General features: G+C 66.9%; 10 protein-coding genes. All 10 read left to right on the top strand.

The genetic code is table 11. From position 1 onward, the window contains the following. Positions 1–197: 197 nt before the first annotated feature. Positions 198–977, top strand: a complete 780-nt coding sequence (locus F1599_RS23995) for a DUF4088 family protein (RefSeq protein ID WP_150084771.1) — start codon at positions 198–200, stop codon at positions 975–977. 403 nt (positions 978–1,380) lie between these two features. Beyond that, positions 1,381–1,698: a flagellar transcriptional regulator FlhD gene (gene flhD, locus F1599_RS23990; RefSeq protein WP_149319444.1), complete on the top strand. Its 318-nt coding sequence runs from the start codon at positions 1,381–1,383 to the stop codon at positions 1,696–1,698. Further along, positions 1,695–2,297, top strand: a complete 603-nt coding sequence (flhC, locus tag F1599_RS23985; RefSeq protein WP_053824409.1) for a flagellar transcriptional regulator FlhC — start codon at positions 1,695–1,697, stop codon at positions 2,295–2,297. The genes flhD and flhC overlap by 4 nt, the downstream gene beginning before the upstream one ends. 118 nt (positions 2,298–2,415) lie before the next feature. Beyond that, positions 2,416–3,279, top strand: coding sequence for a flagellar motor stator protein MotA (gene motA / locus F1599_RS23980; protein ID WP_006579238.1), 864 nt, complete (start codon positions 2,416–2,418; stop codon positions 3,277–3,279). 58 nt (positions 3,280–3,337) lie between these two features. Beyond that, positions 3,338–4,291, top strand: a complete 954-nt coding sequence (motB, locus tag F1599_RS23975; protein WP_149319445.1) for a flagellar motor protein MotB — start codon at positions 3,338–3,340, stop codon at positions 4,289–4,291. Between the two features lie 101 nt (positions 4,292–4,392). After that, entirely contained in the window at positions 4,393–6,435 is a 2,043-nt protein-coding gene (gene cheA, locus F1599_RS23970; RefSeq protein WP_150084770.1) for a chemotaxis protein CheA, read from the top strand. Positions 6,436–6,469: 34 nt separating this feature from the next. Beyond that, entirely contained in the window at positions 6,470–6,964 is a 495-nt protein-coding gene (locus F1599_RS23965) for a chemotaxis protein CheW (RefSeq protein ID WP_149319447.1), read from the top strand. A 115-nt stretch (positions 6,965–7,079) separates the two neighbouring features. Then, positions 7,080–7,979 carry a CheR family methyltransferase gene (locus tag F1599_RS23960; RefSeq protein ID WP_150084769.1) on the top strand — a complete coding sequence of 300 codons (900 nt, stop codon included), beginning with the start codon at positions 7,080–7,082 and terminating at the stop codon, positions 7,977–7,979. Beyond that, entirely contained in the window at positions 7,979–8,626 is a 648-nt protein-coding gene (gene cheD / locus F1599_RS23955) for a chemoreceptor glutamine deamidase CheD (RefSeq protein ID WP_150084768.1), read from the top strand. Before F1599_RS23960 ends, cheD begins: the two co-directional genes overlap by 1 nt. 22 nt (positions 8,627–8,648) lie before the next feature. Further along, positions 8,649–9,084, top strand: a 436-nt coding sequence (locus F1599_RS23950; protein ID WP_150084767.1) for a response regulator, incomplete at its 3' end; no start/stop codon positions are given.

Here is a 9,084-nt window from a genome sequence, read left to right as displayed (position 1 = left end):
ACCGCGCAGAGCGTACCGAACGCACGGAACCGGCCTCGGCCAAGTCCGCCCCGCGCCTGCCGGGCCGTCCGGCGCCGCGCGCCGCGACAGCCGCTGCCGCCACCGCCGGTGCCGACAGCGACTGGAGCGCCTTCTGAACACCCCGCCGCGGCGGGGCGGGCGCGGCCGGCATGGCGCGCCCCCGACCATGACAGACGATGAACAGCGAAATCACCCTGTCCCTGCCGCGTGAGGCCGCGGACAAGCTGCGCGGCGAGTTCGACCATTTCGTCCGGCTCTCCACGGGGCTGGACCGGCAGTTCGTGCCGCCCTCGTTCGAGGACTTCCTGCGTGCGCGCGTGATGCACCAGGACGGGCCGCTGACCGAGCGCGCGGTCACGCGGCTGCTGAGCGGCGGCGAGTATGCCTGGGCCAAGCGCGTGTTCGACAAGCAGTTGCCGCACGCGCTGGCCAACCTGATGCGCGACGCCGAACGCTTCGGCTTCGGGCTCGCGGTGCGTTCGGAATGGTCGCAGTCGGAGCGGCTGGCGCAGGCGCGCAAGTGGGCGGTCGAGATTCTCGACCACGCCGGCGCCGATCCGGCGCTGGCCGATACGCTGGCCGAACACATCGCCAACGCCGCGGTCGACGTGCGCACGATCGAGGAACAGATGCAGACGCCCGCATGGCGCCTGGCGGACAGCCTGCGCCGGCGCGTCTACGACCTGCTGTACCTGGTGCAGACCGAACGCGGCACCGGCGCCGCGCTGACGCGGCTGGGCGAACTGCGCGCGATGGTGGGCCTCGCGCTCGACTACGGCGCGATCGACGCACAGGAAGCGGGCCGTGTGATGGAGCAGATCGAGCATGCCCGCCCGCACCTGTTCCGCGACGAGCCGGACGATGTCTTCGCGCGGCTCGCGGCGTGGCTGCGCCGCGTTTTCAAGCCGATGCCGGCCGCGCCGTCAATGGTGGAAAGCGACAGGCGCGCGCCCTGAACGCGAAGCGTTTTCAGTCACGGGGAAATCGCCCTCGAAAACTGCGCGGAATTGCTGTGGAAGTGATTCGCGCAGCATGTCTGCTGTTACAGATTTGATCCAGATCACGTTACAAGGTTGTTACATCTTCCCGTGTCGTTTCGGCCATGTATCATCCGTACGACAATGCGCATCCCCAACGTAAGTAGGGATTGGCAGCGGCATGCGATTGCCGATATAAAGCGGACAGTCCATTTACATTCCGTAACATTTGTTACCAGATGTGAGTTTTGTAACTGGACCGGAGTAGTTCCGATCAGATGTAGTACCCGTCGCACACGCACTGAAACGATCTGGACGCCGGAGGTCTGCCACCGGTAAGCGCTGGACAAGCGGGCGAGGGTTCCTTGGTAGCGGGGATAAATTGGAAAGCAGTGAACTTCTGCAGGAGATCAGGGAGGTCAACCTCGCCTATCTGCTGCTCGCGCAACGCCTGGTGCGCGAAAACCAACTCGAAGCCATGTTCCGCCTGGGCGTCAGCAAGGAAATCGCTGACATCCTGGTCAAGCTGACGCCTGCTCAGCTGGTCAAGCTGGCGGCCTCCAACATGGTCCTGTGCCGCTTCCGGTTCGACGACCATGCGTTGCTCTCCACGCTGACGCATACCGCCAAGAGCCACGATATGCAGCAGATCCACGCTGCGATCCTGCTCGCGCGCCAGCCGGTGGAGTCGCTCAATTGAGCGCGCTGCTGCAGGTCCAACCGGCCCGGAGCTACACGGCCGCTCCGGCTGCCCCGCGCAAGAGCGTACTCCAGGATGCCAACCAGACCCAGCTCGCCATCGAGCTGATCGGCCTGGGCGCGCGCCTGCAGGTGCTCGAAGCCGAGACCACGCTTTCGCGCGACCGGCTGATCCGTCTGTACAAGGAACTGCGCGGCGTGTCCCCGCCCAAGGGCATGCTGCCGTTCTCGACGGACTGGTTCACGACCTGGCTGCCGAACATCCACTCGTCGCTGTTCTTCTCGGCCTACCAGTTCATGGTCGAGCAGGGCGAGGCGAGCGGCATTCGTGCCGTGGTCGCCGCATACCGTCTCTACCTCGAGCATGTGTCCCTGCTCGGCGGCGAAATTGTCTTAAGTTTTACGCGTGCCTGGACGTTAGTACGGTTCTTCGAGAGCAATATGCTGCAGCTTTCCAGTTGCACATGCTGCGGAGGACAGTTCGTCACTCACGCCTACGAGCCGAACGCGAACTTCGTCTGCAGCCTGTGCCGGCCGCCATCGCGCGCGGGCAAGGCAAAGAAGCCCTCGAAGGACGCCACGCCAGCGCAACCCGCCTGATTCACGCCGGGCTTGCGCGGCGAGCCAGACCGAGGCGGCACGGCGCGCAGCTTGCCGTGTCCTTCCGAGGTCCGGCTCGCGCGTGTCCGACGCGTGTTTTTCTGACGGGGAATCGATCGTGCTAGTTGTTCTTGGCTATGTCGTCGTAGTGGCGGCGGTGCTTGGTGGTTACGCCATGACTGGCGGCCACATGGGCGCGCTATATCAACCGGCAGAACTGGTGATCATTGGCGGCGCCGCGGTCGGCGCCTTCATCAGCGCCAACAGCGGCAAGGCCATCAAGGCGACCTTGCGCGCGCTGCCGCAGCTGCTGCGCAGCAGCAAATACAACAAGGCGCTGTACATGGAAGTGATGGCGCTGCTGTACGTGCTGCTGTCCAAGGCGCGCCGCGAGGGCATCCTGTTCCTCGAAAAGGAAATCGCCGATCCGGCCGCCAGCAGCGTCTTCAGCCAGTATCCGCGCATCCTCGCCGATCCGGCGATGATGGAATTCCTGACCGACTATCTGCGCATGATGGTCAACGGCAACATGAATGCCTTCGAGATCGAGGCCCTGATGGACCATGAGATCGAGACCTTCAAGCACGAGGCCGAAGTGCCGGCCCACGCGCTGGCGCGGGTCGGCGATGCGCTGCCGGCCTTCGGCATCGTCGCCGCGGTGATGGGCGTGGTGCATGCGCTGGCCTCGGCCGACCTGCCCCCGTCCGTGCTGGGCGCGCTGATCGCCCATGCGATGGTCGGCACCTTCCTGGGCATCCTGCTGGCTTACGGCTTCGTCTCGCCGCTGGCCTCGCGGGTCGAGCACCAGGTTGCCGAGACGGTCAAGATGTACCAGTGCATCAAGGTCACGCTGCTGGCTTCGCTCAACGGCTATGCGCCGCTGGTCGCGGTCGAGTTCGGCCGCAAGGTGCTGTACTCGAGCGAGCGTCCGTCGTTCCTGGAACTGGACGACCACGTGCGCGAAGTCAAGAGCCTGACGTAAGCGCGCCGGCCAGCCAGTCCCCGAGCCAGTCCATTCGTCCGTCCAACGCAGGCCAAGCATGACCGATCACGCGCGCCCCATCGTCGTCCGCCGCGCTGCCGCCCACGGCAAGCCGCACGGCAACCACAGCTGGAAGATCGCCTACGCCGACTTCATGACGGCGATGATGGCCTTCTTCCTGGTGCTGTGGCTGCTGAGCACGTCGACGCCGAAGGACCTGGTGCAGGTGGCCGAGTACTTCCGCACGCCGCTGAAGGTGGCGATTGCCGGTGGGCAGAAGGTCAGCGAGTCGCCAAGCGTGATTCCCGGCGGCGGCATCGATCCGGCCAGCAAGGACGGCGAAACGCGCCGCATGCGCGAGGACGATCCGCAGTCGCTGCAGAAGCGCCGCGACCAGCTCGAGACCGAGCGCCTGCGCGCGCTCAAGCAGCGGCTCGAGCAGCTGATCGAGAACAACCCGGTGCTGCGCCAGTTCCGTCCGCAGCTGCTGCTGGACATCACCAGCGAAGGGCTGCGCATCCAGATCCTCGATACGCAGAACCGGCCGATGTTCCGCACCGGCAAGGCCGTGGTCGAGCCCTACATGCGCGACATCCTGCGCGAGATCGGCCCGGTGCTCAACGAGATGCCGAACAAGGTCAGCCTGTCGGGCCATACCGATTCGTCCAACTACATGAACGGCGAGCGCACCTACTCGAACTGGGAGCTGTCGGCCGATCGCGCCAACGCCTCGCGCCAGGAGCTGATCGCCGGCGGCATGCAGGAAGGCAAGGTGCTGCGCGTGCTGGGCCTGGCCGCCACCATGCCGCTGGACAAGAACGATTCGCTGGCCCCGGTCAACCGCCGCATCAGCATCGTGGTGCTGAACCAGCGCGCCCAGGCCCGCTTCGAGGCGGAGAACGCCAGCGCGGCCGACGTCGCGGTGCGCGCCAAGGCCGGCGAGTCGGCGCAGGCGCTGCAGCAGGGCATGGAAGAGGCGACGGGCGCAGCGGCGCCCCAGGCGCGGCAGTAGCCGGCACTTAAATCAGTAACAAAATTTAATAAGACCGTCGGCGAGGTCGATAACCAGCTGGTAACGGCTCAATGCTTAGCAATCAGTGATTCAGGACGGTCATGTCTGTCGATATCGATATCACGCAGTTCTACCAGACCTTCTTCGAGGAAGCGGAAGAGCTGCTCGTTGAAATGGAGCAGTTGCTGCTCGGCCTCGACATCGAGGCGCCCGACGCGGAAGACCTCAATGCGATCTTCCGCGCGGCGCATTCGATCAAGGGCGGCGCGGCGACCTTCGGCTTCAGCGCGCTGACCGAAACCACCCACCTGCTCGAGAACCTGCTGGACCGCACGCGCCGGCGGGAACTGGCGTTGTCCAGGGCCATCATCGATACCTTTCTGGAAACCAAGGACGTGTTGCAAGACCAGCTCAACGCCTACCGCAACGGTACCGAACCCGATCCGCAGACCCTTGCGCGCATCTGTGCGGTGCTGCAGCAGCTGGCCTACGAGACCGGCGGCGAGGCCCCGGCACCGGCACCCGTAGCCGCCGCCCCCGTCCCTGCTGCCGCTTCCGCTTCCGCTTCCCCCGCCGCCGCAGCTGCCCCGGCCGGCGGCGCGCTGAAGGTGCGTCTGCTCAACGTGTCGAAGGACGACCAGGCGCTGCTGCGCGAAGAACTCGGCAACCTCGGCGAGATCCTCGGCGAGACCCAGGGCGACAGCGAGCTGGCGATCGAGCTGGCGACGCAATGCAGCCCGGACGACATCGTCGCGGTCTGCTGCTTCGTGATCGACGGCGAGCAGATCGTGATCGAGCCCTCGACCGGTGCAGCCGCAGCTGCGCCTGGCCCGGCGCCCGCGGCCGTGGCCGAGGCGGCGGCTGCTCCGGCGCCGGCCCCCTCCGTGCCCGCACCGGCCGCCGCCCCCGCCGCCAAGGACAAGGAGCGCGCCAAGGCCGGCGCCGCGGCCGCCCATCAGGAATCCGGCTCGATCCGCGTGCCGACCGAGAAGGTCGACCAGATCATCAACCTGGTCGGCGAACTGGTGATCACGCAGTCGATGCTGGCGCAGACCGCGTCGTCGCTCGACCCGGTGCTGTTCGACCGCCTGTTCTCCGGCATGGGCCAGCTCGAGCGCAATGCGCGCGATCTGCAGGAAGCGGTGATGTCGATCCGCATGATGCCAATGGACTATGTGTTCTCGCGCTTCCCGCGCCTGGTGCGCGACCTGGCCGCCAAGCTCGGCAAGCAGATCGACCTGGTGACCTTCGGCAAGGCCACCGAACTGGACAAGAGCCTGATCGAGCGGATCATCGACCCGCTGACCCATCTGGTGCGCAACAGCCTGGACCACGGCATCGAGACGCCCGACAAGCGCGTCGCCGCGGGCAAGGATCCGACCGGCCAGCTGATCCTGTCGGCGCAGCACCACGGCGGCAACATCGTGATCGAGGTCAGCGACGACGGCGGCGGCCTGCGCCGCGACAAGATCCTGGCCAAGGCGATGCAGAACGGCCTGCCGGTGTCGGAGAGCATGAGCGACGAGGAAGTGTGGCAGCTGATCTTCGCGCCGGGCTTCTCGACCGCCGAGGCGGTCACCGACCTGTCCGGCCGCGGCGTCGGCATGGACGTGGTCAAGCGCAACATCCAGGAGATGGGCGGCCACGTCGAGATCAGCTCGCGCCCGGGCAACGGCACCACCACCCGCATCGTGCTGCCGCTGACGCTGGCGATCCTCGACGGCATGTCGGTCAAGGTCGGCGAGGAGACCTTCATCCTGCCGCTGAACTGCGTGATGGAGTCGCTGCAGCCGAAGGCCGACGACGTGCGCACCGCCGCCAATACCGAGCGCGTGATGCACGTGCGCGGCGAATACCTGCCGCTGCTGGAGCTGCACCGCGTCTTCAACGTCGAGAACGCGGTACAGGAGCCGACCCAGGGCATCGCCATCATCCTGCAGGCCGAAGGCAAGCGTTTCGCGCTGCTGGTCGACCAGCTGATCGGCCAGCACCAGGTCGTGCTGAAGAACCTGGAGACCAACTACCGCAAGGTGCCGGGCATCTCGGCCGCGACCATCCTGGGCGACGGCAGCGTGGCGCTGATCGTCGACGTCGCCGCGCTGCAGCGCACCGGCGTGCGGCGCCAGGAGCCGGCGCTGGCTTGAGGCGAAGGCAAGAATCAACAAGGAGCAACACATCATGGCCGGCATCGGACATAGCGACACCCCCGGAAGCGAGGCGGCGGGCCAGGAGTTCCTGGTGTTCACGCTGGGCTCCGAGGAATACGGCATCGACATCCTGAAGGTGCAGGAGATCCGCAGCTACGACGGCGTGACGCGGATCGCCAATGCGCCGGACTTCATCAAGGGCGTGACCAACCTGCGCGGCGTGATCGTGCCGATCGTCGACCTGCGCATGAAGTTCCGCCTGGGCAACGTCAAGTACGACCACCAGACCGTCGTCATCATCCTGAACATCGCCGGCCGCGTGGTCGGCATCGTGGTCGATGGCGTGTCGGACGTGCTGACGCTGACCGGCGAGGCGATCAAGCCCGCGCCGGAGTTCGGCGTGTCGGTGTCGACCGAGCACCTGACCGGCCTGGCGACCGTCGAAGGCCGCATGCTGATCCTGCTCGACATCGAACGGATGATGACCAGCCCCGAGATGGCGCTGATCGAGGGCGAGGTCGCCTGAGCGGGCCTGGGCCCCAGCTGGCCCGCCGCTCGGGTTCGCCAGCCCTTCGCTACATCACGATCCCGCCGCCGTACCGCAGCCAACTACGTCCCACCCTCGTCGATCCACCGCAGACATGACGCCGCATCGAACCCCCGCTCCCCGCGCCGCGGCCCCCGCCATGCCGCTCGCCACGCTGCGGGACGACGCGCGCGACTTCCTGCTGACCGACCGCGACTTCGACAAGGTCCGCGCGCTGATCCACCGCCGCGCCGGCATTTCGCTCGGCGCGCAGAAGCGCGAGATGGTCTACAGCCGGCTGGCACGCCGGCTGCGCGCGCTGCATCTGAACGACTTCGCCAGCTACCTGGCGCTGCTGGAGGGCGACGAGTATTCCGGCGAGTGGGAATTCTTCACCAACGCGCTGACCACCAACCTGACCTCGTTCTTCCGCGAGGCGCACCACTTTCCGCTGCTGGCCGAGCATGCCAAGCGGATCGGCCGTCCGTATTCGGTCTGGTGCGCGGCGGCATCGACCGGCGAGGAACCGTATTCGATCGCGATCACGCTGGCCGAGGCGCTCGGCGAGCGCGCCGCGACGGTGCTGGCCACCGACATCGACACCCAGGTGCTGGCCAAGGCGCGTACCGGCGTCTATTCGGCCGAGCAGGTCGCGCGGCTGTCGCAGGAACGGCTCAAGCGCTTCTTCCTGAAAGGCACCGGGCAGCGTGCCGGCCAGGTCAAGGTCAAGCCCGAGCTGGCTTCGACGATCGCCTTCGAACCGCTGAACCTGCTGGCGCCAGACTGGGGCATCCGCGAGCGCTTCGATGCGATCTTCTGCCGCAACGTGATGATCTATTTCGACAAGCCGACCCAGGGCCGCATCCTGGAGCGCTTCGTCCCGCTGCTCAAGCCGCATGGCCTGCTGTTCGCCGGCCATTCGGAGAACTTCTCCTACGTGACGCGCGCCTTCCAGCTGCGCGGGCAGACCGTCTACGAACTGGCGCCGGGCGCGGCCAGGGCCGGAGCCGCCTGATGCAGACGCCGCACCTGCCGGAGGCGATCGCCACCCGCACCTACTTCGACCGCGAGTTCGGCAAGCAGGCCATCAAGCTGCTGCCCAACGAGTACTACGTCACGCGCGAGGACGTGGTGCTGACCACGGTGCTCGGCTCCTGCGTGGCCGCCTGCATCCGCGACGAGAAGGCCGGCGTCGGCGGCATGAACCACTTCATGCTGCCGGACGACGAGAACGCCGGGCCCGACCGCGTGCTGTCGGCGTCCATGCGCTACGGCTGCTATGCGCTCGAGGTGCTGATCAACGAGCTGCTGAAGATGGGCGCGCGCCGCGAGCGGCTCGAGGCCAAGGTGTTCGGCGGCGGCGCGGTGCTGGCCAACATGACCACGCTGAACATCGGCGACCGCAACGCCGAGTTCGTGCTGCGCTATCTGAAGACCGAGGAGATCCGGGTCGCGGCGCAGGACCTGCGCGGACCGCACGCGCGCCGGGTCAGCTATTTCCCGCAGACGGGCCTGGCGCTGGTGCGCCGGCTGACGCGCCAGGACGACCAGGCGGTCGTCGAACGCAGCGAACGCGCGCTGGCGCGCGCCATTTCCGCGACGCCGGTACGCGGCGGCGTCGAGCTGTTCGGGCGGCGCGGCGCCGCTTCCACCGTTTCCTGAATTCGAAGGACCCGTTTTCGACATGACCGCCGCCGCCAAGATCAAGGTGCTCTGCGTGGACGACTCCGCGCTGATCCGCAGCCTGATGACGGAGATCATCAACAGCCAGCCCGACATGGAGGTGGTCGGCACCGCGCCGGACCCGCTGGTCGCGCGCGAGATGATCAAGCGCCTGAACCCCGATGTGCTGACGCTGGACGTCGAAATGCCGCGCATGGACGGCCTCGATTTCCTCGAGCGGCTGATGCGGCTGCGGCCGATGCCGGTGCTGATGGTGTCCTCGCTGACCGAGCGCGGGTCCGAGATCACGATGCGCGCGCTGGAACTGGGCGCGGTGGACTTCATCACCAAGCCCAAGCTCGGCATCCGAGACGGCCTGCTCGAATACACCGACACCATCGCCGACAAACTGCGCGCCGCCTCGCGCGCGCGCCCGCGGCCGGCGGCGGCGCCCGGCG

This window comes from Cupriavidus cauae (genome assembly GCF_008632125.1).
Classification (GTDB): domain Bacteria; phylum Pseudomonadota; class Gammaproteobacteria; order Burkholderiales; family Burkholderiaceae; genus Cupriavidus; species Cupriavidus cauae.
This window is presented reverse-complemented; position numbering and strand designations above follow the sequence as displayed.

What these genes read in the sequence shown, in the direction of transcription:
- F1599_RS23995 (WP_150084771.1), top strand. Translation starts at nt 198, where the DNA reads ATGAACAGCGAAATCACCCTGTCCCTGCCGCGTGAGGCCGCGGACAAG.
- motB (WP_149319445.1), top strand. Translation starts at nt 3,338, where the DNA reads ATGACCGATCACGCGCGCCCCATCGTCGTCCGCCGCGCTGCCGCCCAC.
- cheA (WP_150084770.1), top strand. Translation starts at nt 4,393, where the DNA reads ATGTCTGTCGATATCGATATCACGCAGTTCTACCAGACCTTCTTCGAG.
- F1599_RS23965 (WP_149319447.1), top strand. Translation starts at nt 6,470, where the DNA reads ATGGCCGGCATCGGACATAGCGACACCCCCGGAAGCGAGGCGGCGGGC.
- F1599_RS23960 (WP_150084769.1), top strand. Translation starts at nt 7,080, where the DNA reads ATGACGCCGCATCGAACCCCCGCTCCCCGCGCCGCGGCCCCCGCCATG.
- cheD (WP_150084768.1), top strand. Translation starts at nt 7,979, where the DNA reads ATGCAGACGCCGCACCTGCCGGAGGCGATCGCCACCCGCACCTACTTC.